The organism is Aeromonas sp. S15(2024) (assembly GCF_041402265.1).
Lineage (GTDB): Bacteria > Pseudomonadota > Gammaproteobacteria > Enterobacterales > Aeromonadaceae > Aeromonas > Aeromonas dhakensis.
Genome location: NZ_JBGLQY010000003.1, coordinates 155,629 through 179,007 on the forward strand (window position 1 = coordinate 155,629; position 23,379 = coordinate 179,007).

24 protein-coding genes are annotated in these 23,379 nt (G+C 60.8%); 5 read left to right on the top strand and 19 right to left on the bottom strand.

Going from position 1 to position 23,379, the window contains the following annotated elements:
* Positions 1-38: 38 nt before the first annotated feature.
* The 3 genes from ACB033_RS08055 to prpB all read right to left on the bottom strand — a co-directional run bounded on the left by ACB033_RS08055 (position 39) and on the right by prpB (position 3,640).
* A complete protein-coding gene (locus ACB033_RS08055; RefSeq protein ID WP_139725528.1) occupies positions 39-1,484 on the bottom strand; it encodes a bifunctional 2-methylcitrate dehydratase/aconitate hydratase in 1,446 nt (481 codons plus the stop codon).
* A gap of 129 nt (positions 1,485-1,613) precedes the next feature.
* On the bottom strand, positions 1,614-2,741 hold the full coding sequence (prpC, locus tag ACB033_RS08060) for a 2-methylcitrate synthase (RefSeq protein WP_017779027.1): 1,128 nt from the start codon (positions 2,739-2,741) through the stop codon (positions 1,614-1,616).
* 11 nt (positions 2,742-2,752) lie between these two features.
* Positions 2,753-3,640, bottom strand: a complete 888-nt coding sequence (gene prpB / locus ACB033_RS08065; RefSeq protein ID WP_279484353.1) for a methylisocitrate lyase — start codon at positions 3,638-3,640, stop codon at positions 2,753-2,755.
* Positions 3,641-3,788: 148 nt separating this feature from the next.
* Between prpB and ACB033_RS08070 the strand changes: the two genes are divergently transcribed.
* The 4 genes from ACB033_RS08070 to rsmF all read left to right on the top strand — a co-directional run bounded on the left by ACB033_RS08070 (position 3,789) and on the right by rsmF (position 9,195).
* Positions 3,789-4,421, top strand: coding sequence for a paraquat-inducible protein A (locus ACB033_RS08070; protein ID WP_010633989.1), 633 nt, complete (start codon positions 3,789-3,791; stop codon positions 4,419-4,421).
* Entirely contained in the window at positions 4,399-5,007 is a 609-nt protein-coding gene (locus ACB033_RS08075) for a paraquat-inducible protein A (RefSeq protein ID WP_010633988.1), read from the top strand. The genes ACB033_RS08070 and ACB033_RS08075 overlap by 23 nt, the downstream gene beginning before the upstream one ends.
* Before the next feature lie 77 nt (positions 5,008-5,084).
* Complete coding sequence (locus ACB033_RS08080; RefSeq protein WP_338714011.1) at positions 5,085-7,637, top strand: MlaD family protein; 2,553 nt, start codon at positions 5,085-5,087, stop codon at positions 7,635-7,637.
* 130 nt (positions 7,638-7,767) lie between these two features.
* On the top strand, positions 7,768-9,195 hold the full coding sequence (gene rsmF / locus ACB033_RS08085) for a 16S rRNA (cytosine(1407)-C(5))-methyltransferase RsmF (RefSeq protein WP_319906227.1): 1,428 nt from the start codon (positions 7,768-7,770) through the stop codon (positions 9,193-9,195).
* 214 nt (positions 9,196-9,409) lie between these two features.
* On the opposite strand, the gene ACB033_RS08090 is transcribed toward rsmF, so the two are convergent.
* The 16 genes from ACB033_RS08090 to ACB033_RS08165 all read right to left on the bottom strand — a co-directional run bounded on the left by ACB033_RS08090 (position 9,410) and on the right by ACB033_RS08165 (position 22,503).
* Positions 9,410-9,685 (bottom strand): RepB family protein, encoded by a 276-nt coding sequence (locus tag ACB033_RS08090; RefSeq protein ID WP_021465678.1) that lies wholly within the window; start codon positions 9,683-9,685, stop codon positions 9,410-9,412.
* 181 nt (positions 9,686-9,866) lie between these two features.
* Positions 9,867-10,895, bottom strand: a complete 1,029-nt coding sequence (locus ACB033_RS08095; RefSeq protein WP_139725531.1) for a site-specific integrase — start codon at positions 10,893-10,895, stop codon at positions 9,867-9,869.
* A 282-nt stretch (positions 10,896-11,177) separates the two neighbouring features.
* Complete coding sequence (locus ACB033_RS08100) at positions 11,178-11,957, bottom strand: TatD family hydrolase (protein ID WP_139725532.1); 780 nt, start codon at positions 11,955-11,957, stop codon at positions 11,178-11,180.
* A 17-nt stretch (positions 11,958-11,974) separates the two neighbouring features.
* Entirely contained in the window at positions 11,975-12,922 is a 948-nt protein-coding gene (gene holB, locus ACB033_RS08105; RefSeq protein ID WP_123246141.1) for a DNA polymerase III subunit delta', read from the bottom strand.
* Complete coding sequence (gene tmk / locus ACB033_RS08110) at positions 12,907-13,548, bottom strand: dTMP kinase (protein WP_017782852.1); 642 nt, start codon at positions 13,546-13,548, stop codon at positions 12,907-12,909. Before tmk ends, holB begins: the two co-directional genes overlap by 16 nt.
* A complete protein-coding gene (gene mltG, locus ACB033_RS08115; RefSeq protein WP_017764491.1) occupies positions 13,548-14,549 on the bottom strand; it encodes an endolytic transglycosylase MltG in 1,002 nt (333 codons plus the stop codon). Before mltG ends, tmk begins: the two co-directional genes overlap by 1 nt.
* Positions 14,539-15,393 carry an aminodeoxychorismate lyase gene (pabC, locus tag ACB033_RS08120; RefSeq protein ID WP_017779017.1) on the bottom strand — a complete coding sequence of 285 codons (855 nt, stop codon included), beginning with the start codon at positions 15,391-15,393 and terminating at the stop codon, positions 14,539-14,541. The genes mltG and pabC overlap by 11 nt, the downstream gene beginning before the upstream one ends.
* Before the next feature lie 19 nt (positions 15,394-15,412).
* Positions 15,413-16,654, bottom strand: a complete 1,242-nt coding sequence (gene fabF / locus ACB033_RS08125) for a beta-ketoacyl-ACP synthase II (RefSeq protein WP_010633978.1) — start codon at positions 16,652-16,654, stop codon at positions 15,413-15,415.
* A gap of 82 nt (positions 16,655-16,736) precedes the next feature.
* Positions 16,737-16,973, bottom strand: a complete 237-nt coding sequence (acpP, locus tag ACB033_RS08130; protein ID WP_005300909.1) for an acyl carrier protein — start codon at positions 16,971-16,973, stop codon at positions 16,737-16,739.
* Between the two features lie 157 nt (positions 16,974-17,130).
* Complete coding sequence (gene fabG, locus ACB033_RS08135) at positions 17,131-17,865, bottom strand: 3-oxoacyl-ACP reductase FabG (protein WP_139430867.1); 735 nt, start codon at positions 17,863-17,865, stop codon at positions 17,131-17,133.
* Between the two features lie 13 nt (positions 17,866-17,878).
* Positions 17,879-18,814, bottom strand: coding sequence for an ACP S-malonyltransferase (gene fabD, locus ACB033_RS08140; RefSeq protein WP_139430971.1), 936 nt, complete (start codon positions 18,812-18,814; stop codon positions 17,879-17,881).
* A 69-nt stretch (positions 18,815-18,883) separates the two neighbouring features.
* Positions 18,884-19,843, bottom strand: coding sequence for a beta-ketoacyl-ACP synthase III (locus tag ACB033_RS08145; RefSeq protein ID WP_139430868.1), 960 nt, complete (start codon positions 19,841-19,843; stop codon positions 18,884-18,886).
* A gap of 7 nt (positions 19,844-19,850) precedes the next feature.
* Entirely contained in the window at positions 19,851-20,870 is a 1,020-nt protein-coding gene (gene plsX / locus ACB033_RS08150; RefSeq protein ID WP_099359430.1) for a phosphate acyltransferase PlsX, read from the bottom strand.
* Between the two features lie 9 nt (positions 20,871-20,879).
* Positions 20,880-21,047, bottom strand: coding sequence for a 50S ribosomal protein L32 (rpmF, locus tag ACB033_RS08155; protein ID WP_005300935.1), 168 nt, complete (start codon positions 21,045-21,047; stop codon positions 20,880-20,882).
* 19 nt (positions 21,048-21,066) lie between these two features.
* Positions 21,067-21,588 carry a 23S rRNA accumulation protein YceD gene (gene yceD, locus ACB033_RS08160; protein WP_010633974.1) on the bottom strand — a complete coding sequence of 174 codons (522 nt, stop codon included), beginning with the start codon at positions 21,586-21,588 and terminating at the stop codon, positions 21,067-21,069.
* Positions 21,589-21,837: 249 nt separating this feature from the next.
* On the bottom strand, positions 21,838-22,503 hold the full coding sequence (locus ACB033_RS08165) for an START domain-containing protein (RefSeq protein WP_139430869.1): 666 nt from the start codon (positions 22,501-22,503) through the stop codon (positions 21,838-21,840).
* A gap of 246 nt (positions 22,504-22,749) precedes the next feature.
* Between ACB033_RS08165 and ACB033_RS08170 the strand changes: the two genes are divergently transcribed.
* Positions 22,750-23,331 carry a nucleoside triphosphate pyrophosphatase gene (locus tag ACB033_RS08170; RefSeq protein WP_095592752.1) on the top strand — a complete coding sequence of 194 codons (582 nt, stop codon included), beginning with the start codon at positions 22,750-22,752 and terminating at the stop codon, positions 23,329-23,331.
* Positions 23,332-23,379: the final 48 nt, after the last annotated feature.

The window sequence follows — 23,379 nt, forward strand, 5'->3', positions numbered from 1 at the left end:
GTGGCCCGCTTTTCGCTTATTGCTGGACAGGAGTGCGGTCAGATCACCAGCAGATCCATGAAGGCGTGCACCGGGGTGGCGGCCAGCTGCTTGCCATCCTGGCAGAGGGCCAGGATCGCCTCGGCCCGTTTGGCAGGGAAGCGGGTGGCCAGGTTGTGGCGGAACTTCTCTACCAGCAGCGGGATCCCCTCCTCGCGGCGGCGACGATGGCCGACCGGGTACTCCACCTCCACCTTGGCGGTGTGGGTGCCGTCCTTGAAGAAGACCTGGATGGCGTTGGCAATGGATCGCTTGTCCGCTTCCAGATACTCGCGGCTGTAGCGCTTGTCCTCCTGCACCACCATCTTGGCGCGCAGCCCATCGATACGGGGATCGGCGGCCACGGCGTCCTCGTAATCCTCGGCGATGAGACGCCCGAAGATGAGCGGCACCGCCACCATGTACTGCAGGCAGTGATCTCGATCCGCCGGATTGTTGAGGGCGCCCACCTTGCTGATGATGCGAATGGCCGACTCATGGGTGGTGAGCTCGATGCGGTCAATTTCGTCCAGCCGCCCCTTCACCTGCTCATGCAGCTTCATGGCACACTCCACCGCGGTCTGGGCGTGGAACTCGGCAGGGTAAGAGATCTTGAACAGCACGTTCTCCATCACATAGCTGCCGTAGCCCTGATGCAGGGCGAACTGGTTTCCCTTGAACAGCACGTCGTAGAAGCCCCACTTGGGTGCCGTCAGAGCGCCGGGATAGCCCATCTCGCCGCTCATGGTGATCAGCGCCAGGCGCACCGCGCGGGAGGTAGCATCCCCCGCCGCCCAGCTCTTGCGAGAACCGGCATTGGGCGCATGACGGTAGGTACGCAGGCTCTGGCCATCGACCCAGGCCTGGGAGACCGCATCGATCACCTGATCGCGGCTACCGCCCAGCATGTGGGTCACCACGGCGGTACTGGCAACCTTCACCAACACCACGTGATCGAGACCGACCCGGTTGAAGGAGTTCTCCAGTGCCAGTACCCCCTGGATCTCATGGGCCTTCACCATGGCCGTCAACACATCGCTCATGGTGAGCGGCGCCTTGCCTTCTGCCACCCGGGTACCGGAGAGCCAGTCGGCGGTAGCCAGGATCCCCCCCAGGTTGTCGGAAGGGTGGCCCCACTCGGCGGCCAGCCAGGTGTCGTTGTAGTCGAGCCAGCGGATGATGGCACCGATATCCCAGGCTGCCTTGACCGGATCGAGACAGAGCTGGGTTCCGGGCACCCGGGCACCATGGGGTACCAGGGTACCGGGCACGATGGGGCCAAGGTGTTTGGTGCACTCGGGAAAACGCAGGGCCAAGAGGCCGCAGCCCAGGGTATCCATCAGGCAGTAACGGGCGGTATCGAGGGCGGCCTGGCTGGTAATGGGGTGATTGCAGACGTAATCGGCAATATCGACCAGCACCTGATCGGGGTCTGGTCTGTGGTTGACGTCGACGTTGGCGGACATCGTGACTTCCTTATCGTTGTAGTGAATGAAACGGGGTGATGAAACGGCGCTCTGCCCGCCCGCCTGCGCACATCGACCCCGCTGTTGCCGGTGTCGGGTGACGCAATGGGGTGACAGGGCCGCCCATGGTTATCGCTGCTGCAGCGAGACGAAATGCCGGGGCGCCGGGCCGACGTAATCGGCGCTTGGGCGGATGATCCGGTTGTGCTCGCGCTGCTCCATCACGTGGGCGCACCAGCCGGTGACCCGCGAGCAGACGAAGATGGGAGTGAACAGCTTGGTCGGGATCCCCATGTAGTGGTAGGCGCTGGCGTGGAAGAAGTCGGCGTTGGGGAAGAGCTCTTTCTCCTCCCACATCACTTTCTCCGCCTCGCAGGAGACGCGATAGAGCCGGTCATCGCCCACCGCCTCGGCCAGCTTGGCCGACCACCCCTTGATGATGACGTTGCGCGGATCCGAGGTGCGATAGACGGCGTGGCCAAAGCCCATGATCTTCTCCTTGGCTGCCAGCTTGGCCTGCAGCTCGCGCCGTGCCTGGGCCTCATCCTGCCAGGGCTCGATCATCGCCATGGCCGCTTCGTTGGCGCCGCCGTGCAGCGGGCCGCGCAGGGTGCCGATGGCCGCGGTGACGCAGGAGAACATGTCAGAGAGCGTCGAGGCGCAGACCCGCGCCGCAAAGGTGGAGGCGTTGAACTCATGCTCGGCGTAGAGAATGAGGGAGACGTGCATCACCCGGCGCTCCAGCTCGCTCGGCGCCTTCTGGTGCAGCAGCGCCAGGAAGTGGCCGCCGATGCACTCCTCGTCGGTGTCGAGGGCGATGCGTACCCCGTCGTGGCTGAACTTGTACCAATAGAGGAGAATGCCCGGGAAGGCGGCCAGCAGCCGATCCGCGACCTCATGTTCGTGCTCGAAGCCATCTTCCGGCTCCAGATCGCCGAGCATGGAGCAGCCGGTGCGCAGCACATCCATGGGATGGGCGTCGGCGGGAATGCGCTCGAGCACCTCCAGCAAGGCGGCTGGTAGGGTGCGCAGGCTGCGAAGGGTCCGCTTGTAATCCTCGAGCTGCTGCTCGTCCGGCAGCTCGCCTTTGAGCAGCAGGTAGGCGACCTCTTCGAACTGGGCGCCGTCGGCCAGCTCCTGGATGTCATAGCCGCGATAGGTGAGCCCGGTGCCGCTCTTGCCCACGGTGCAGATGCTGGTCTCCCCCGCGCTCTGGCCACGCAGGCCGGCGCCACCCAACGGTTTTTGCTGTCCCATTGCCTTTCCTCCTAGTCCCTGGATGTAAACAGACGGTCCAGCGTCTGCTCGTAGTGGTGATAACCGAGGAAGTCGTAGAGCGACTCCCGGGTCTGCATGGTGTCGACGACGGCCCGCTGATGGCCATCCTGGCGAATATGTTGATAGACGTTGAGGGCCGCCTGGTTGGCTGCCCGGCTGGCACTCAAGGGATAGAGCACCATGTCGACGCCGTGGGCGGCGAGCGCCTCCTTGTCGAATAGCTCGGTTTTGCCGAATTCGGTCATGTTGGCGAGAATGGGGACCCCGGCCGCCTGCTTGAACAGGTCATACTGGCCGAGCTCGGTCACCGCCTCGGCGAAGATCATGTCGGCACCGGCGGCCACATAGGCGGCTGCGCGCTCCAGCGCCGGGCCAGTCCCCTCCACCGCCAGCGCGTCGGTGCGGGCCATGATGACGAACTCGTCGTTCTCCCTGGCATCCACCGCCGCCTTGATGCGATCACACATCTCCTCCTGCGAGACCACCGCCTTGTTGGGCCGGTGGCCACAGCGCTTCTGGGCTACCTGATCTTCCATGTGCACGGCAGCTACTCCGGCCCGCTCGAAGGCGCGCACGGTGCGGGCTATGTTGAAGGCCCCGCCCCAGCCGGTATCGATGTCGACCAAAAGCGGCACACGAGTCGCCGCCGTGATGCGTTCGGCGTCGGTCAAGACGTCGTTCAGGCTGGTCATGCCAAGATCCGGCAGGCCATAGGAGGCGTTGGCCACGCCGGCGCCCGAGAGATAAATGGCCTGAAAACCGCTGCGCTCAGCCATCAGCGCCATGTAGGCATTGATGGTGCCGACGATCTGCAGGGGGCGTTCATTGGCGAGGGCGGTGCGAAAGCGCAGACCTGCCGAGGGGGTAAGGCTGGACATCATGACTCCTTTCACTTGTCTGGTCTGACTATCTAATATCACGTTTACGTTAACGTCAATCATACTTTCGTGGCAGACCCCTGCCAGGCAAGACAGGACGTGGCTTTTAGGGTAAATTTCACCAATTCCTTCAACAGGTTGAATCGTAATGTCGGATCCCAATCCCGTGATCGTCTGCCCGGCTTGCGACTTGCTGATCGAACGCAAGTTATTGCCGCTTGGGCGCCACGCCCACTGCCCCCGCTGTCATCAGCATCTGTACGGGCGCTACGCATTTCGCCCCTCCCAGCTGATGGCGCTGACCATCACCGGTTTCCTGTTGCTCCCGTCCGCCTTCTTCGAGCCGCTGATCTACCTGCGCCTGGCTGGCGTCAATTCGGACGCCAACCTGCTCAAGGGGATCCTGGTGCTGCTGCTCGAACACGAGATCTGGGTGGCGGGGCTGGTGTTCTGGTGCGCCGTGCTGGCGCCGGTGGGTTTGCTGCTCGGGATCTTTGCGCTGGCCTCGGGCCTCGCCAAACGCTGGCACATACTGGCGCCGACCCTGCAGGCGGTCGAGGTGTTTCGCCACTGGGCCATGCTGGAGGTCTACATCGTCAGCCTGCTGGTTGCCCTGTTCAAGCTGGTCGACATCGCCGACGTGCGCCTCGGCGGCGGCCTGCTCAGCCTGGGGATCCTGATGCTGCTCAACCTGACGTTGCTGATCCTGTTTGACCCCGCCCCCTATTGGGAGCGGGTACCGCTGGAGGAGCCGGACCATGTCCCAGACCAGCGCCCGTGAACTGGGGCTCTGCCGCTGCCACACCTGCGGCCTGCTGGTACGCTATCAGGCGGGCAGCGTCTGCCCCCGCTGTCACAGCCGGCTGCAAGTGCGCATTCCCCACTCCCTGGCCTGGTCCTGGGGCTTGCTGGCGCTGGCCAGCTTCATGTTGTTGCCCGCCAACCTGCTGCCCATCACCCACTTCTACAACAAGGGGTTGTTGCAGTCCGACACCATCTTCAGCGGTATCATGATGCTCTATCGCAGCAAGATGTCGGGGATTGCCACCATAGTTCTCACCGCCAGCATCATAGTGCCGGTGGGCAAGATTTTGGGGCTGGGCTGGATCTGCTGGCAGCTGCAGCGCAGCAAGCCAGTGCGGCGCAAACGCCAGCTCATCATGTACCGCATCATCGATTTCATCGGGCGCTGGTCCATGCTGGACTTGTTCGTCATCTCGCTGATGGTGGCCCTGGTGGATCGCGGGGTGCTGCTCAACGTGCGGGCCGGCCCCGGCGCCACCGCCTTTGCCGGTGTGGTGGTGCTGACCATGATGTCGGCCCGCATGCTGGATACGCGCCTGCTGTGGGACAAGGCGGCCCGTTAGGGTCGGCCATCACATATGCCTGAAACTGTTTGTCTTTATCTGAACTGCTGTTTATCTCAGCCAATTAAGGAGTCGGTATGATCGGGGCTGAACCCGTCATTGAGAAGCGTCGCTGGTTGTCACCCGTCTGGTTGCTGCCCTTTATCGCCCTGTTGCTGGCGGGGGGCTTCATCTACCAGCAGTTTGTCAGCAGTGGCCAGCTTATTCGCATCAACTTCGCCCAGGGCAACGGCATCCTGCCGGGCAAGACCCAAGTGCGCTACCAGGGGGTTGCCATCGGGGTGGTGCAGGAACTGGCGCTGGCCGAGGATGGCCGCAAGATAGCCGTGCTGGCCAAGATTGACAGCCGGGCCCGCCCGCTCATCCGCAAAGGTTCGGATTTCTGGCTGGTGAGCCCCAAGGCGTCGCTCACCGAGATCTCCGGTCTCGATACCCTGGTCTCCGGCAACTACATCAACCTGCAGCCCGGGCGGGACAACAACCCGCTACAGGAGGAGTTCGACGCGCTGGACGGCCCTCCCCCCGGTTATCAGGCCCAGGGGCGGATGCTGCACCTGACCGCCGATTCACTCGGCTCGGTCGGCATCGGCGCCAAGCTCTATTTTCGCGGCATCGAGGTGGGCAGCGTCATCAACACCCGCCTTGGCGAAGAGAACCAGAACGTGATCCTGGATCTGGTGATCGAGCCGCGTTTTGAACACCTCATCAAGGCCGACACCCGCTTCTGGAACATCAGCGGCATCAAGGGCTCCTTCAGCCTGGCCGGGGTCAATGTGGAGGCCGGCAGCCTCACCTCCATCCTGAGCGGCGGCATCGCCTTCGACTCTCCCAAGGACTCCCCGGAGCCGGAGAAAGGCCAGGTCTTCACCCTCTACAAAGGGTTGGCCGAGGCGGCCCGCGGCGAGCGAATTGACATCCAGGCGGGGGATCTGCCCATCAAGGAGGGGATGCCCATCCTGTTTGAAGGCATCGAGATCGGCCGCATCGACCCCATTCGCCTCACCGACAAGGGCCGGGTGGTGAGCGCACTGATCAACCCGGAGCAGGCGTTTCGGATCACCGGCAACAGCCGTCTGGTGTGGGAGAGCGTCTCCCTCGGCGCCGGCGGCATCAAGCATGCGGATCGCCTGCTGGCGGGCCCGGCCATTCGCCTCGACTATGTGGCGGGCGAGCGGGTCAAGGCCATGACCCTGAGCAGCAAGGAGCAACCGGGCGGCATCAAGCTGGTGCTGCAGGCAGATGATCTGGCCGGCCTCAACGAAGGGGCGCCGCTCTGGTACAAGGGCTTGCAGGTGGGCCAGATCAGCCAGCTCACCCTGGATGGCGGTGGCAACGCCAGCGTGGCTCTGGTCGTGCAGAACCAGTATCAGCATCTGCTGAACCGGGCCCGTTTCTATCGGGCGGCGCCGCTGCAGATCGATGCCGATCTGAGCGGCATCAAGGTGGAAACCAGCCCGGCCAGCGCCTGGATTGGCGGTGGCATCAAGCTGGTGCAGGCCCCCTCTGGCGAGCGGGTCAACCGGCTCTATCCCAGCCAGGAGCTGGCCCTGCTCGGCACCCGGGATGCCAAGCCCCGTCGCTGGATCTTGAAGGCTGAACAAGCCGATGGCATCGGTATCGGCTCCCCCGTGCTCTATCTGGGGCTCGAGGCGGGCAAGGTCAATGCGCTGCGCGCCGCCAAGGAGGGGGTGGAGATCGAACTCGAGATCGCCGGTGTCTATGCCCCCCTGCTGGAGCAGCAGCCGCAATTCTGGAAAAAGCCGGCGCTGGATACCCGGGTGCGGGTGGATGGCGTGCAGGTCAAGGTGGGGAACCTAGCCACCCTGCTGCGCGGTGCCATCGAATTCGATCGGCTCGGCACGGGTCGCAGCAGTCACCAGCTGTTTGACAGCAAGGAGCAGGCCAAGGCCAAGGTTCGGACCCTCTCCCTGGTGGCTGACAGCAACCCGGGGCTCGGGGTCGGCAGCCCGATCCGCTACCGCGGGGTCGACATCGGCAAGATTGAACAGATTGAGCTGGAGCCGACCCTGGGCCAGGTGATCTTCAAGGCCGAGTTGGATGGCCAGTATGCCGCGCGCTTCCTGCAGTCTGGTGCCCGCTTCACCCTGGTGCAGGCCAAGCTGGGGCTGGGCGGCGTGGCTCATCTCGATACCCTGATCAAGGGCGCCTTTGTGGAGGCGCAGCCCGGCCAAGGGGCTGGCAAGGAGCGCTTCCCCCTCAGCCAGAGTGGCCCGGCCGGCTTGGCGCTCACCCTCAAGAGCGCATCGGTCAACGGTTTGAGCGTCGGCAGTCCACTGCTGTTTCGCAAGATGGTGGTGGGCAGCGTGACCAAGGTGGCGCTGGCCCGCGATGGCAGCGAGGTGCTGATCGACGTCAACGTGGAGCAGGAGTACGCCCATCTGGTGCGGGCCAACTCCCGTTTCTGGAACGTCTCAGGGGTCAAGGCGGATATCGGCCTGACCGGTGGCACCATAGAGGTGGAGACGGTGCAGAGCCTGTTGGCGGGCGGCATCGCCTTCAACACTCCGGAGAAAGAGATGGGGCCGACCGTCAAGGCCGGCCACAGCTACCCGCTGCATGCCAAGGCCGAGAAAGAGTGGCAGGAGTGGAGCCCCCGCATCCAGCCCTGATCTCTCCCCTCACTCACGCTCACCCAAGCCCGGCACTGTGTCGGGCTTGTTTTTAGCCGCTGCGCTTTCAGAATATTCCTGCCCTTGTGATAAGATGTCGCCCCTCATTTTCGGTCAACGAGACGGCTCCGTGCACGACAACACCTATCTTCCCGATCACTTCTTGCGCCATATCGCAGCCATCATGCCGGCGCACCTCTCCATGGATGAGTTCGTGGCCAGTTGTCGACGACCGCTGCGGCGCAGCATCCGGGTCAATACCCTGAAGATATCGGTGGCGGCGTTTGTGGCGCGGATGCAACCGCTCGGTTGGCAGCTCGATCCCGTGCCCTGGTGCGACACCGGCTTCTGGCTCAGTCGCGAAGACGAGAGCGTGCCCCTTGGCAACACCGCCGAGCACTTGAGCGGCCTCTTCTACATCCAGGAGGCGAGCTCCATGTTGCCGGTCACCGCCCTGTTTGCCTGTGAGCAGACCCGGCGTGACGGCATGTTGCTGGACGCGGCGGCGGCCCCCGGCTCCAAAACCACCCAGATTGCGGCCCTGATGGACAACCAGGGCATGCTGGTTGCCAACGAGTACTCCAGCAGCCGGCTCAAGGTGCTCAGCGCCAATCTGCAGCGCTGCGGCGTGACCAACGTGGGCATGACCCACTTCGATGCCAAGGTTTTCGGCCAGTGGTTGCCGGAAACCTTCGATGCCATCCTGCTGGACGCCCCCTGCTCCGGCGAGGGCACGGTGCGCAAAGATGAAGACGCCTTGCGCAACTGGAGCATCGAGAGCATCGACGAGATCGCCGCCGTGCAGCAGGGGTTGCTGGAGAGCGCCTTCCATGCCCTCAAACCGGGCGGCGTACTGGTCTACTCCACCTGTACCTTGAGCCTGCAGGAGAACCAGGCCGTCTGTCAGTCACTGCAAGACAAGTTCGGCGATGCCTTCAGCTTTGACTCGCTGGCCGATCTCTTCCCCGCTGCAGAGAAAGCCTGTACACCAGAGGGATACCTGCACGTTTGGCCCCAGATCTTCGACAGTGAGGGCTTTTTCGTTGCCAGATTGCGCAAGCACCACTCAGTGCCCAACACCATGTTCAAACCGGGCAAGCTCGGCAAATTCCCCTTCTCGCCGCTGCCGGCCAAGGAGTCCGAACCCATGCTGCGCGAGATTGAAGCTGCTTTCGGGGTGGTGCCGCAGGGAAATCTGTTTGGCCGCAGCGAGGAGATCTGGCTCTTCCCCCAGCTGTTCGAACAGGTACAGGGCAAGCTGCGTTTCGATCGCATCGGACTGAAACTGGCGGAGACCTTCAAGAAAGGGTATCGGCTGACCCATGAGTGGGCGCTGGCCTATGGTGACGGTGCGAGCAAGGGATTCGTCGAGCTCGATATAGCGAATGCGCGGGAGTTCATGATGGGGCGGGATGTGTGGCCGGAGCAAGCCGCCGGCACTGGCGAGGTGATCGTCCGCTATCAGGGGCATACCCTGGGCATGGGGAAATGGGTGGGCAGCCGGGTCAAGAATGCCCTGCCCCGCGAGCTGGTGCGCGACAACAATCTGTTCGTGTAGCAAGTTGTACCGGAGCAGGAAAACCCACACTCCGGTTGAACCTTTGCGCGGATCTTGAAAAGCCTTGAGCCTTGTCTAAGCTTAAAGGCAATCCGAACACCAGTTAGCGCACGGCTCTGCAAGGAGCCAATTCCCCTATGCCAGGTACAAGGAATTCGTACCTGGCTTTTTTTATGTCCCTGTTTCTCGATCTTTGCCTCAATTGCCGGCGCGTTTACTCGAGCATCTCCGCCGGTGCTTGTGCATCGATCTGCGCCCTGTCCTGTTTCTGCTCATGCTGCAGCTCTTGCTGATAGAGCAGATCGATGGCCTGTTCGATGAGGGATGCCTGGCTGTCTTCGAGCAACTGCCCCAACATGGCCAACCGCTCGGCATGACGATTGCTGATCCAGCATTGCAACCGGCTGTGAGTTTCCTGTTTGCGTTTCACGTGCTGGCGCTGCCGTTCGGCATTGTCTTGCGCCCCGCTCACTTTCATTTCCTGGCTCATATCACCTTGCAACTTTGATTTTCACAGCCCGTTATCTCTCACCAAGTCTTCAATATTCGCTGACCAACACCGAAGAGCCTGACTCTCCCCTTCTTGATGGGGTGAGATCCAGTGCGCTGCAAATATATCACTGGATCAACAAGATATCATTTAACATAAAAAATGGAGTGACGCGGTTATATTACAGCAGGCCATCCAGGGCGTGATCCGAGAACTTGTGAGCATCGTCGAAATACTCCTGCAAGGTACGGATGTCCTTGTGGCGGGTGACCTCGATGATCTTGTTCATCGGTTTGCCGGCGGTCACCGCCGACGTGATAAAGCCGCGGCGCAGACTGTGGCCGCTGACCTGGAGGTCATCGATGGCCTGACCGGTGCGCCGCTTGATCATCAGGTTGATACCTTGCGGACCGAGCGGCTCCTGCATTAGCTGACCCCAGCGGTTCATGCGGCGAAACAGGGCGCCCTCGCTAATCCTGCTCTGTTTGAGCCAGCGCGCCAGTGCCGACACCGGACAATACTGTTTGCCTGGCACCAGGGCGATCTCCGTTTCATGCAGCTGATGTTTGCTGGGCTTGAGCCGAAGACGGATCCCCTGCCCCACAAAGTCGAGATCATCCACTTCAATCCTTGCCGCCTCCGAGCGTCGCAAGGCGCCGCTGAACATCAGCAACAGCAGGGTGTAATCCCGCAGCCCCGCCAGATTGCCGGTGTCGATTTCATCGAGCACACAGGCCAGCGGTTGCAGGGTCAGCGCCCCCGTTTTTCGTTTGCGATTGTCACCGAGTCGCACTATGCCCCGCATCATCTCCTTTATCTCCGCGTGCTCGGTCGGCATGGGGTGGATCCCCTTCTGCTTGAAAGCATAACGAATGCCGGCGAGCCGTCTTACCAGGGTGGCTGGCTTGCGGGGATCGCCGTTGCGAAGCTCCCCCTTCCCCTCTTCCTTGTCCAGCCAGACCCAATCGGCCAGGATGCCGTCGGCCTGATCCGCCAGGAAGTTCATGATGTCATGATGGGTGGTTTGCAACGGATCGAGCCCATGCAGCTGGCACCAGAACACGAAGATGCGGGTATCGGCCTGGTATGCATTGAGGGTAGAGTCGGCTTTGGCGCTGCGCAAGAAACGTCTGGCCCTGCTGTTCAGCTGAGGATCGAAGACGCTTTGCAAGGGCTGCTGAACTGGGCTTGAAATGCGTGGGTAGTTCACTTAACTCTATGATTTAATGCGGAGTTTCGTTGGATCTTACAGGATCTTGCAGATCTATCAAGTATCGATAATGAATATTATCGATACTTATGAAGAGTGCTTTAACCTATTTCAGCCACCTCATTTATTCCTCAAGCACACTGTTCTTCTTGCTTCGTTTTATCAGGGTTGAGCGCTTTGCCTCATCAGCATCCACCACACGAAGTGAGAGATAACGAACCACAATGCATGGATAGTGCAGACTGTTATAGTAAAACGCCCCGCTATGCGGGGCGTTGTTTGTTATCGCTTTGCCAACTTGAACAATTCAAAGAAGTTGTGACTGGTCGCTTGCGCCAATTCGGCTAGCGGCATTTGCCGCAGATCCGCGATGAACTGGGCCACGTCGCGTACGAAGGCCGGCTCGTTCTCCCTGCCCCGGTGCGGAACCGGCGCCAGATAGGGAGAGTCGGTTTCAACCAGCAGTCGTTCCAGTGGCAACGCCTTGACTACAGATTGCAGCGCAGCCGCGTTCTTGAAAGTAGCGATGCCGGAGATGGAGATATAAAAGCCCATCGCCATGGCCGCCTCTGCCATTTCGAGTGACTCGGTGAAACAGTGCAGCACCCCGCCTACCTTATCTGCCCCCTCCTCACGCATGATCTGCAGGGTATCCTGCTGGGCATCGCGAGTGTGAATGATGAGGGGCTTGTTCAGGGCACGGGCCACTCGGATATGCTCCCGGAAGGAAGCCTGCTGTACTTCCTTGTTCTCCGGCGAATAGAAGTAGTCGAGCCCGGTCTCGCCGATGGCCACCACCCTTTTATCCGCCGCCTGAGTCAACAACAAATCGGCATCGACGCCAGGTTCCTGGTTGAGGGGATGCACGCCGCAGGAGGCAAACACCTGAGGGTAAGGGGCGATCGCCTCCAGCATGGTCGGGAACTGTGCCTGGGTCACACTCACACAGAGAAAATATCCCACGTCCTGCCTGGCCGCCTTGGCCAGCACATCGGCCATGTCGGTCTGCTTGCTGCCATAACTCAGACGATCGAGATGGCAATGGGAATCAACGAGTAACATACAAAACCTTTTGGGATCTATAACCAGCGAGTGAGCCAGTTCATCAAATGAATGGTGGGGTTGGAGAGCTGCCCGGGCTGGCAGGCCGCCTTGAGCCCAACGAGCTGCTGCTCCGCCTCCAGCAGCTTTTCACTGGAGTGACGCTCCGCCAGTTGTTGACTGAGCGCGGCCAGATCCGGCATGGCCAGCTGGTGATGGCCACAACCGGCCTGCGTCTTGAGCGCATCGCACAAGAACAGCTGCACCCAGTGCAGTCTGACCTGGGTATCGCTTGCCAGCAGGCTGCACACATGGTTGGTCCGGGTGGGCGTTTGCGAGAGGGCGAGAAAACTCTCAAGCAGATCACGGCGATCCGTGTCCTGCTGCTGCATCAAGTAATCCAGCACTCGCAGCGGAGCCCCCTGGCAGATCCGCACCTGAGCCTGGGTGGCCTGATGACCCTGCTCGGCGAGCCAGGCCAGGGTCTCCCCTTCCGCCGGCAACTGGCAGACATGCTTGTGGCAACGGCTGAGAATGGTGGGCAGCAGGCGGGAAACCTGGGAGGCGATCAGCAGCAACAAGCTGTCGCCGGCCGGCTCCTCCAGGGTTTTGAGCAGCGCGTTGGCGGCCGATTCGGTCATGCGCTCCGTATCCGGGATGATCACCACCTTGCCCCGGCCAAGCTGGGCCGAGTTTTGTAGGCGCGCACAGATCTCGCGGATGGCCTCGACCCCTATGGTCTTGCCCTCAGTGGTGAGTGTGCCCAGATCCGGGTGATGACCCTTTTCAAACAGCTGGCAGGAGTGGCACTGACCACAAGGCTCGCCCCGATCAGGCTGATGGCACAGGTGCAGGCGGGCCAGCTGCTGTGCAAGTTGCTCCTTGCCAAGACCGGGATCACCCAGCAGCAGCCAGGCGTGACCGAGCCGACCGGCGGCGGCAGTCTGACTCAAGGCATGCCAGTCCGGGATCAACCAGGGATACATGAGGACTCGTCTTTCAGGTAGTGGGACAAGACCGACTCGATGGCCGCCTTGACCTGCTCCGGCGCTTGGCCGGCGTCGATCACCTTGACTGACGCATCGGCGGCAGCCAGTTCCAGATAACGCTGGCGGGTACGCTCGAAGAAGCTGAGCTGCTCAAGCTCGATCCGGTCCAGCTCACCGCGATGACGAGCCCGTTGCAGGCCGATGGCGGGATCGATGTCGAGATAGAGGGTCAGATCCGGCTTGAAATCGCCGAGCACGGCCCGCTTGATGGCGCCGATGAGGTTGGCATCGATGCCACGGCCACCGCCCTGGTAGGCCTGGGAGGAGAGATCGTGGCGATCGCCCACCACCCAGACGCCGTCAGCCAGCGCCGGCTTGATGCGTGTCTCCACCAGTTGTACCCGGGAGGCGTACATCAGCAGCAATTCGGCTTCGATGGTGAGCCGCTCGTCGTGCACCTCCTTGACGATGGCCCGCATCCGCTCCGCCAACGGCGTGCCGCCCGGTTCACGGGTACACTCGATCCGCGTCACGCCGTGGGCATGCAGATAGTCGGTCACGTAACGCACCGCGGAGCTCTTTCCTGCTCCTTCCAGTCCTTCAATCACGATAAATTTAGACATTAGGGTTTCTTCAAAATGTATTCACGCACCGCCCGATTGTGTTCATCGAGGGTCTTGGAAAAATAGTGGGCTCCGCCCCCCTTAGCGACGAAATAGAGATAGTCGGTCGACAGGGGATTGAGCGCCGCCTCGATGGAGGCCTTGCCCGGCATGGCGATGGGGGTGGGCGGCAAGCCGTCGATCACATAGGTGTTGTAGGGGTTCACGTCGGTCAGGTCGCTGCGGCGGATATTACCGTCATACCTGTCCTTCACCCCGTAGATGACGGTGGGATCAGTCTGCAATTTCATGCCAAGGCGCAGACGATTGACAAACACCGAGGCGATCCGCGCCCGCTCTTCCGGCATCCCCGTCTCTTTTTCGATGATCGAGGCCATGATCAGCGCCTCGTAGGGAGTCTTGTAGGGCAGATTGGCCTGACGCTTCTCCCAGCTCTGCTGCAGGAAGGTCTCCATGTCCTGATGGGCACGGCGCAAAATGGAGAGATCGCTGGCATGAGTGGTATAGGCGTAGGTCTCCGGCAGGAACCACCCCTCCAGCTTGCCGTTTTCGATGCCAAGCTCCTGAGCCAGATCGGTCTCGGGCAACTCGACGGTCAGCCGCTCCAGATAAGGGGCGCTGGCCAGCTGCTTCAACCAATCCTCGAAACGGGAACCTTCGACGAAGGTCAGGCTGAAGTGAAACTCCTTGCCGGAAGCAAACAGGGAGAGGGTATCCTTGAGCGGTGCCCCTTCCTTGATCTCATAGGTACCGGACTTGATGGCAACCAGCTCGGGATGACCGCGCAACCAGAGTCGCACCGCCCAGGGGCTGGTGTCCCCCTCCCCCAGTTCGGCGATCAGACGCGCCGCATGGGCTCCCTTCTCGACGGTAAAGAGACGGGTCGGTCCCTTGTTGGTGAGCGTCTCCACCTGTTGCCACTTGTAATGTACATAGCCCCCGGCAGCGGCGACAGTCAGCGCCGCGCCCGCGAGCAGGGTGTAAAGCCGATTAAACTTCAATGACCAAACGCTCCTGTAAACGGCGGATCAATTCCTGACTGGCATATTGGGTCTCCCCGATGCCGGTGACCGGCACTATGCCCATCAGGGTATTGGTCAGCCATACCTCTTCGGCCTGCCACAGTGACTCCAGCGGAGCCTCCACGACACGCAGTTCAATGCTCATCTGTTTTAGCATCGCCATCACATGGCGCCGCATGATGCCGTCTATGCCGCAGTGGGAGAGATCCGGTGTAAACACCGTTCTACCACGTCGCCAAAACAGATTGGCACTGACCCCTTCTACCAGAAATCCCCGACTGTTCAAGACTATACCTTCGACCCCGGAACGGGCCGCAAGTTCGCTTTTCAGCAGCACCTGCTCCAGCCGGTTGAGGGTCTTGAGGCCTGCCAGCATGGGGGCATCCCCCAACCGCTGCCGGCATACCAAGAGTGGAATGCCATCTTGCTGCCATGTCGGGTAGTGAGCCGGGTAAGCGGCCAGCGACAGGATCCGGGTCGGTGCATGGCAGGCTGTGCCATCATAGCCCCGGCCCCCGCTGCCGCGGGTCAGCATCACCTTGATCACCGCCAGCGCTTGATCGCGGGCCAATTGTGCCACTTCGTCGCCGAGTTGTTGCCAGTCCAGCTCGGCAAGGCCGAGTCTGGCGCTCGCTTGCTGCAACCTTGCCAGGTGTGCCGGCCACCAGACGGGTTGGCCATCCTTGACCAACAGGGTGGTGAAATGACCATCCCCATAGGCCAGACCACGATCCATGGCGGATACGCTGTCTGTCGGTATTCCATTGATCAGCAAAAGGATCCCTCCGATAAAAAAGGCCCGATACTGACGTATCGGGCCCATACTATCCGCCCAGGGCGAATTATACGCGTTTGAAGATCAGTGAGCCATTGGTGCCGCCAAAACCGAAGGAATTGGAGAGGGCATATTCGAAGTTGCCGGCCTTGGCAACATGAGGCACCAGATCCAGATCGCACTCATCATCCGGGTTGTCCAGGTTGATGGTGGGCGGCGCCATCTGATCGCGCAGCGCCAGTACCGTGATGATCGCCTCGATGGCACCGGCGGCACCCAGCAGGTGACCGGTCATCGATTTGGTGGAGCTGACCATCAGGGATTTGGCATGTTCGCCAAATACGGCCTTCATGCCGCGCAGCTCGGCGACGTCACCCAGCGGGGTGGAGGTGCCGTGGGCATTGATGTATCCCACCTGCTCGGGGGCGATACCGGCATCCTTGATGGCATTTTGCATGGCGCGAGCGCCACCGTTGCCGTCAGCGGGAGGCGCCGTCATGTGGTAGGCATCACCGCTCATGCCAAAGCCGACCAGCTCGGCATAGATCTTGGCACCGCGGGCCTTGGCGTGTTCGTACTCTTCCAGCACCAGCACCCCGGCACCATCACCCAGTACGAAACCGTCGCGATCTTTATCCCACGGACGGCTGGCCTTGGTGGGCTCGTCGTTGCGGTTGGAGAGCGCCTTGGCGGCGGCAAAACCGCCCATCCCCATCGGGGTGGATGCCTTCTCGGCACCACCGGCCACCATCACGTCCGCATCGCCGTAGGCGATCATGCGACCGGCCATGCCGATGGCATGAGTGCCTGTGGTACAGGCGGTGGTGACGGCGATGTTGGGGCCCTGCAGGCCTCTCATGATAGAGAGATGACCGGACACCATATTGATGATGGTGGACGGTACGAAGAAGGGGCTCAGCTTGCGGGGACCGCCGTTGACCAGGCTGCTGTGGTTCTGCTCAATCAGACCCAGACCACCGATGCCGGAACCGATCGCCACACCGACACGCTCGGCATTCTCCTCGTTGATGACGAGACCGGCATCATCCAGCGCCTGCACGCCTGCGGCGATGCCGTACTGGATGAAGAGATCCATCTTGCGAGCTTCTTTGCGGTTGATACCGTACTGCTCGGGATCGAAATCCTTGACCTGGCCTGCGAAGCGGGTCGCAAACTCGCTGGCGTCAAAGTGTTCGATGGGAGAAATGCCGCTCTGCCCGTTGAGCAGGGCTTGCCAGCTGGATTCGGCAGTGTTGCCTACCGGGGAAAGCATCCCCAAGCCGGTCACCACGACTCTGCGTTTTGACACTGAGGTAGTCTCCGAGAGGTGTTTTGAAAAGGAGTAAACATAAAAGAAGCGGCCCTTGGGCCGCTTCTTTCAGAACAGGAACTTATTCCTGATTAGCGGTGATGTAGTCGATAGCCGCTTGAACAGTGGTGATCTTCTCGGCTTCTTCATCAGGAATTTCGGTATCGAATTCTTCTTCCAGCGCCATTACCAGTTCAACGGTATCCAAAGAGTCAGCGCCCAGGTCGTCGACGAAGGAGGCAGCGTTCTTAACGTCTTCTTCTTTAACACCCAGTTGTTCGATGATGATTTTCTTTACGCGTTCTTCGATGTTGCTCATGACCTGAATTTTCCTTTAAAAATACGCTATTGCGTCTGGTTGGGGTAGTTTATTCAATTGACGTGAGTTTGCAAGTAGCTTGCCGCTGGTCAAACCACGAAATTCGCCAAACTTCGGCGTACTATCGCAAATTTGAACAGATCTCACGACAAATTGATTACACCATGTACATCCCGCCATTAACATGCAGGGTTTCGCCAGTGATGTAGGCGGCATCATCCGATGCCAAGAATACCACAGCAGCGGCAATTTCTTTTGGATCGCCCAGACGAGCGGCAGGTACCTGGCTCATGATGCCGGCACGCTGCTCTTCATTGAGCGCCTTGGTCATATCGGTCTCGATGAAACCGGGGGCAACCGCGTTCACGGTAATGCCGCGGGAGGCCACTTCACGAGCCAGCGATTTGGTGAACCCCACCAGGCCCGCCTTGGCGGCCGCGTAGTTGACCTGACCGGCGTTGCCCATGGTGCCGACCACGGAACCGATACTGATGATGCGGCCATTGCGCTTCTTCATCATGGCGCGCAGCACCGGCTTGCTCAGACGGTACAGGGAGGTGAGGTTGGTGTCGATGATCTCGTTCCACTCATCATCCTTCATCCGCATCAGCAGGTTGTCACGGGTGATCCCTGCGTTGTTGATCAGGATGTCGATGTCGCCAAAACGCGCCTTGATAGCGGTAAAGACGGCTTCGATGGATTCCTGGCTGGTCACGTTCAGTGCCATGCCGCAACCCTGTTCACCCAGATAGGCGCTGATTGCCTCGGCGCCGCTCTCGCTGGTCGCTGTGCCGACTACCTTGGCGCCACGGGCCGCAAAAGTTTCAGCGATCGCACGGCCGATGCCACGACTGGCACCGGTCACCAACACAACCTTATCGGTAAAGCTCATTCATTGCTCCTGTTTACTTGATCTGGGCCAGCGCCTGCTCGAAAGAGGCGGCATCGTTGGCATGAACACCTTCCACGCGCTTGTCGATGCGCTTGGCGAGCCCGGTCAGTACCTTGCCCGGTCCCATTTCGATCTCGAGGGTGACCCCCTCGTTGGCCATCCGTTCGACAGTCTCGGTCCAACGAACCGGGCTGAACAACTGACGCACCAATGCCTGCTTGATGGCGGCCGGATCCTGCTCACAGGATACGTCGACATTATTGATGACGGCGATGGCAGGAACCTTGATCTCGATCCCGTCCAGCGCAGCTGCCAGTTTTTCGGCGGCAGGTTTCATCAGCGCGCAGTGGGAGGGCACGGAGACCGGCAGCGGCAGCGCACGCTTGGCACCGGACTCTTTCATCAGCACGTTGGCGCGCTCGACGGCCTCTTTGTGACCGGCGATGACCACCTGGCCCGGGGAGTTGAAGTTGACCGGAGAGACCACCTGCCCTTCAGCCGCTTTCTCGCAGTTGGCGGCGATGGCGTCGTTGTCCAGGCCGATGATGGCGGCCATGGCACCGGTGCCTTCCGGCACGGCTTCCTGCATGGCCAGACCACGCAGCTCAACCAGTTTGACCGCATCGGTAAAGGCCAGCGCGCCGCTGCAGACCAGGGCTGAATACTCACCCAGACTGTGGCCTGCCATCACGGCGGGGGTCGCCCCACCCTGCTGTTGCCACAGGCGCCACAGCGCGACAGAAGCGGTCAGCAGCGCAGGTTGGGTGCGCCAGGTCTTGTTCAGCTCTTCGGCCGGACCTTCCATGACCAGGGCAAACAGGTCATAACCCAGCACTTGGCTCGCCTCGGCGAAGGTCTCCTTGATCACGGCATGTTGTTCGGCCAGCTCGGCTAACATGCCGACGGTTTGGGAGCCCTGTCCCGGGAAGGCAATGGCAAATTGGGTCATCATTGATTCCTTTAAATAAGAGAAAAATGAGAACGGCAGGATGAAACGCTCGCCCCATCCCGCTGACGATCAGAGGCGAACCAGCGCCGAGCCCCAGGCAAAACCGCCGCCGAAGGCTTCCAGCAAGACCAGCTGGCCCGGTTTGATCCGGCCGTCACGCACCCCTTCATCGAAGGCGATGGGCACGGAGGCGGCAGAGGTGTTGCCGTGTTTGTCGAGGGTCAGCACCACCTTGTCCAGCCCCATGCCAAGCTTCTTGGCGGTGGCGCTGATGATGCGGAAGTTGGCCTGATGGGGCACCAGCCAGTCCAGCTCGCTCGGCTCGATGCCGGCGGCTGCCAGGGTCTCGGTGACGATCTCGCTCAGACGGGTGACCGCGACTTTGAAGACATCATTGCCCTTCATGTACATGTAGGCTTCGAGCTCGGCCCCCGGCATGCCGCGACGGGGCTGCGGCAGCTTGAGCAGCTCGCCATAACGACCATCCGCATGCAGATGGGTGGAGAGGATGCCGGGGGTGTCACTCGCACCGATCACCACGGCCCCTGCCCCATCCCCGAACAGGATGATGGTGCCACGATCCTCGGGATCGCACATGCGCGACAGCACATCGGCGCCGACGACCAGCACGTGGCGGGCGGCACCGGATTTGACAAACTGATCGGCAATGGAGAGCGCGTAGGTAAAGCCGGCGCAGGCGGCAGCCACGTCGAAGGCCGGGATCCCTTGCGCTCCGAGCAGCCCCTGCAGTTCACAGGCGGCGGCCGGAAAGGCGTTTTCGGCGCTGGTGGTGGCCAACACTATCATGTCGAGATCGGCGGCCGTCAGACCCGCGGCCTCCAGTGCGCGCAGGGCTGCCTGGTGAGACAGGGTTGCAACGGTTTCATCGGCACCGGCAATGCGGCGTTCACGGATCCCGGTACGCTCAACAATCCACTCGTCACTGGTCTCTACCATCTGTTCGAGGTCGGCGTTGGTGCGTACTGAGTGCGGCAGATAGCTGCCAGTACCCAAAATTTTGCTATGCATAGAGTTCTTATAGATCCCTGTCGGAAAAGACAGATTCAAGGCGATCTGCGATTTGCAATGGAAGTTGATGCTTGGCCTCTTGTGCGGCCAGCAGGATCGCGTTACACAGGGCGCGACGTTCGGCCCGCCCATGGCTTTTTACCACAATGCCGCGCAATCCTAACAGACTTGCACCGTTATACTGGTCGGGGTTCAGGTAAGAAAAACGTCGTTTGAACATAAATCCGGCGATACGGCCAAGAAAACTGCGTTTCTTGCGGGGATATCCGGCCAGTTGGGCCATCATCCGCACCACCCCCTCCGCCGTCTTGAGGGCGACATTGCCGACAAAACCGTCGCAGACGATAACGTCGCACTCGCCACTGAAAATTCGATCCCCTTCGACAAAGCCGACGAAGTTGAGCGCCTGGCACTGGCGCAGCAATTCGGCACTGTGGCGCACCAGATCGTTGCCCTTGATCTCCTCCTCCCCCACGTTGAGCAGGGCCACCCTGGGAGTGGCAACCCCCTCCACCTTTTCAGCCACCACTGACCCCATCACGGCAAACTGCAGCAGGGTGTCGGCATCGCAGCTGACGTTGGCACCGAGATCCAGCATCACGGTGCGTTTGCCGGACAGGGTGGGCAGCGCCTTGATGAGGGCGGGTCGGTCGACGCCGGGCAGGGATTTGAGCACGCATTTGGCCATGGCCATCAGTGCACCTGTGTTGCCGGCGCTGACGCAGGCATCGGCTTCGCCGCCCTTGACCAGATTGAGTACGACTCGCATGGAGGAGTCTTTCAGGGTGCGCAGTGCCACGATCGGTTTGTCGCCCATCCCAACGACCTGGGAGGCATGTACAAAACGGACGCGAGGGTGATTGAGCAAGCCATGTTGCTGCAGGAGGGGGGTGGTCTGGTGCTGATCACCGACCAGGATCAATTTCAGCTGGGGTAAAAGAGACAGTGCCTGCACGGCGGCAGGCACTGTTTCCGAGGGGCCAATATCTCCCCCCATGATGTCTAGCGCGACAGTTTGCGTAGACAAAGGCAATCCTTAAGCGATTACCTTTTTACCGCGGTAGAAACCATCGGCAGTCACGTGGTGACGACGATGGATTTCGCCACTGGTCTGATCAACAGTCAGGGCAGCGGTGGTCAGCGCATCGTGGGAACGACGCATGCCACGCTTGGCACGGGTTTTACGGTTCTGTTGTACGGCCATTGTAGGCTAACTCCTAAATTCACTTACGTTTAAGCTCTTCAAGAACTGCAAAGGGATTCGGCCGCTCATCAGCAGGTTCGATTTCACCCCAGGTCATCTCCATGTTACCGCGCGGGCAAGCATCCATGGGATGCATGGCCACCTGCGGCAACGAGAGGATGAGTTCATCCTCCAGGATTTGATGAAGATCCATCTCGCCGTTTTCGTCCAACTCAATGGGCTCATAAGCTTCCGGCAGTTCTTCCTCGTTTGTTCTTTCGAACAGCGGAGTGTAGATAAATTCAGCTTCACAGAGATGCTCGAATGTCTCTCCACAACGCTGGCAAACCAGGTCAACCTTGGCATGGGCAGTGCCTTTCATAACGGTCAACTTCTGGACATCTTTGCCAAAGTGCAGCGATACATCGATATCACTCCGCAAGCCTGCGGTTGATTCCTCCAGCCTGGGCATCTGCGACTTTTCCACTATCCCGACATAATCGAGCAGCTTCGAGGCACTACGGACTGGATCAACCTTTACGGGCAACTTCACCTTTTGCATAGGGCGCGAATATTATAGGTCCAACAACTGATAGTCAAAGGAAAAAGTCCTTACCGCCGATGATTTTAACCTCACAACCCCCGCACATGGCGGAACTTGCGCTCACCGGTGCCTGATTATGCCACAAACCAGCGGATCCGACACCGGATCCTGGTCGGATTTGCTGGCGCGTCAGGCCCCAGGCAGTTGTCAGACCGTCCCGCCGTCGCTGCTTGTCCAGTTCGCCCTGCCTTCCCCACCCTGCTGCAATCAAGGGGTGGCGCCACAAGCACCATGCTTTCCACCATGTCGCTGATGAAGACAGGCACAGATCTCCACCGGGGCGGCCTCCATCAGGCGGCGAATGGCGCGAAAACTCTGCAGCGCAGCGTCGGCAGCCATGGGATTGACGAGCCAAGCTGGCAGCGTGTCGCCCGGGTTGGTATAGGTTTCGAGGCGCACCAGCGTCGTGCCGTTCAGCTGAGGCAGCGCCTCCCAGCGTCCTTCACTGGTGCGGATCCGCACCCGGCCGGGATAAGGCGGCAAAGCATCGGGGGCCGCCCAGACGCTCAACACCAGGCCGCAATCTGGCAGCAGTTGCAGGCGGGAGTGGGTGATCAGCTCCCGGTCCTGTACGGGCCAGGGGGCAGCGAGGCGGGTATAAACAATATCCTCATCGGGGGCGGGCTTGGCCAACACCCTCACCTCCAGGCTTTGGGGCAGCCACTCCTGATGTCGACCGGTATCACGCAGCACCGCGAGCAGCGCCGCAGGGGGCGCTGCCACATACATCTCCAGTCGCAAGGCCAGAAAGGCGCTGGGTGGATGAGGGCGGGTCCACAGCAGTATGCCCTCCTCCCCTGCCTGCAGGTGCCAGCTCTGTCCCCAGACCGGCAGACAGAGTAGCCACAACAACCATGCCCCCAGCTTGTTCATCTCATCGCCCCGTTACCCCGTTCTTATGCTTATAGCCGTTTTCGGACGGGACAGAGACAGTCAGCGAACTGGGAGCACAACCAAGCCACTCCATCAGCCAGATGTAGCCGACGCGCACTGTGTTCTGAGCAAGGCCAGCGCATCGAGCAGGCACACCTGCTTGCGAGCGCGGCGACATTTGCCCGCGCCGCACGATGGCGATACTATCGGCGCCTGCCCGTTTCTGAACCTGGATACCTGATTGCCATGTCGCGCCCCCTGATCCTCGCTTCCACCTCCCGTTACCGCAAAGCCTTGCTGGAAAAGCTGGGCCTCCCCTTTGAGTGCGCCGCGCCCGAAGTCGATGAATCTGTGCTGCCAGGTGAAGAGGCACAAGCGCTGGTGGCCCGCCTTGCCCATGCCAAGGCCAGCGCCATTGCCGGCCTTCATGATCAAGGGCTGCTCATCGGTTCTGATCAGGTGTGCGTCTGCGATGGCCGGATCCTGGGGAAACCGGGAACGGTCGAACAAGCGGTAGCCCAGCTGATGGCGGCCCAGGGGCGCAGCGTCACCTTTTATACCGGCCTGTGCGTACTGGATGCGGCCTCCGGCCGGGTCGAGCAGCTGGTTGAGCCTTTCACCGTCCATTTTCGCCAGCTGGATGAGGCTGCCATCCGCCGCTATGTGGAGGCCGAACGTCCCCTCGACTGCGCCGGCAGCTTCAAGTGTGAAGGCATGGGTATCGTGCTGTTCAAGGCTCTGGAAGGGCGCGATCCCAATGCGCTGATCGGCTTGCCGCTGATCGGACTGATCGAACTGCTGGAGCGCCACGGCCTCTCTCTGCCCTGATGAAGGCAGAATGTTGGCAATAAAAAACGGAAGCCTTGGCTTCCGTTT

Coding starts and splice junctions, on each gene's coding strand:
- ACB033_RS08170 (WP_095592752.1), top strand. CDS start 22,750: ATGTCGCGCCCCCTGATCCTCGCTTCCACCTCCCGTTACCGCAAAGCC.
- tmk (WP_017782852.1), bottom strand. CDS start 13,548: ATGTCTAAATTTATCGTGATTGAAGGACTGGAAGGAGCAGGAAAGAGC.
- fabD (WP_139430971.1), bottom strand. CDS start 18,814: ATGACCCAATTTGCCATTGCCTTCCCGGGACAGGGCTCCCAAACCGTC.
- ACB033_RS08090 (WP_021465678.1), bottom strand. CDS start 9,685: ATGAGCCAGGAAATGAAAGTGAGCGGGGCGCAAGACAATGCCGAACGG.
- holB (WP_123246141.1), bottom strand. CDS start 12,922: ATGTATCCCTGGTTGATCCCGGACTGGCATGCCTTGAGTCAGACTGCC.
- ACB033_RS08080 (WP_338714011.1), top strand. CDS start 5,085: ATGATCGGGGCTGAACCCGTCATTGAGAAGCGTCGCTGGTTGTCACCC.
- prpC (WP_017779027.1), bottom strand. CDS start 2,741: ATGGGACAGCAAAAACCGTTGGGTGGCGCCGGCCTGCGTGGCCAGAGC.
- rpmF (WP_005300935.1), bottom strand. CDS start 21,047: ATGGCCGTACAACAGAACCGTAAAACCCGTGCCAAGCGTGGCATGCGT.
- ACB033_RS08055 (WP_139725528.1), bottom strand. CDS start 1,484: ATGTCCGCCAACGTCGACGTCAACCACAGACCAGACCCCGATCAGGTG.
- ACB033_RS08075 (WP_010633988.1), top strand. CDS start 4,399: ATGTCCCAGACCAGCGCCCGTGAACTGGGGCTCTGCCGCTGCCACACC.
- ACB033_RS08100 (WP_139725532.1), bottom strand. CDS start 11,957: ATGTTACTCGTTGATTCCCATTGCCATCTCGATCGTCTGAGTTATGGC.
- prpB (WP_279484353.1), bottom strand. CDS start 3,640: ATGTCCAGCCTTACCCCCTCGGCAGGTCTGCGCTTTCGCACCGCCCTC.
- fabG (WP_139430867.1), bottom strand. CDS start 17,865: ATGAGCTTTACCGATAAGGTTGTGTTGGTGACCGGTGCCAGTCGTGGC.
- yceD (WP_010633974.1), bottom strand. CDS start 21,588: ATGCAAAAGGTGAAGTTGCCCGTAAAGGTTGATCCAGTCCGTAGTGCC.
- ACB033_RS08145 (WP_139430868.1), bottom strand. CDS start 19,843: ATGCATAGCAAAATTTTGGGTACTGGCAGCTATCTGCCGCACTCAGTA.
- pabC (WP_017779017.1), bottom strand. CDS start 15,393: ATGGGCCCGATACGTCAGTATCGGGCCTTTTTTATCGGAGGGATCCTT.
- acpP (WP_005300909.1), bottom strand. CDS start 16,973: ATGAGCAACATCGAAGAACGCGTAAAGAAAATCATCATCGAACAACTG.
- ACB033_RS08165 (WP_139430869.1), bottom strand. CDS start 22,503: ATGAACAAGCTGGGGGCATGGTTGTTGTGGCTACTCTGTCTGCCGGTC.
- ACB033_RS08070 (WP_010633989.1), top strand. CDS start 3,789: ATGTCGGATCCCAATCCCGTGATCGTCTGCCCGGCTTGCGACTTGCTG.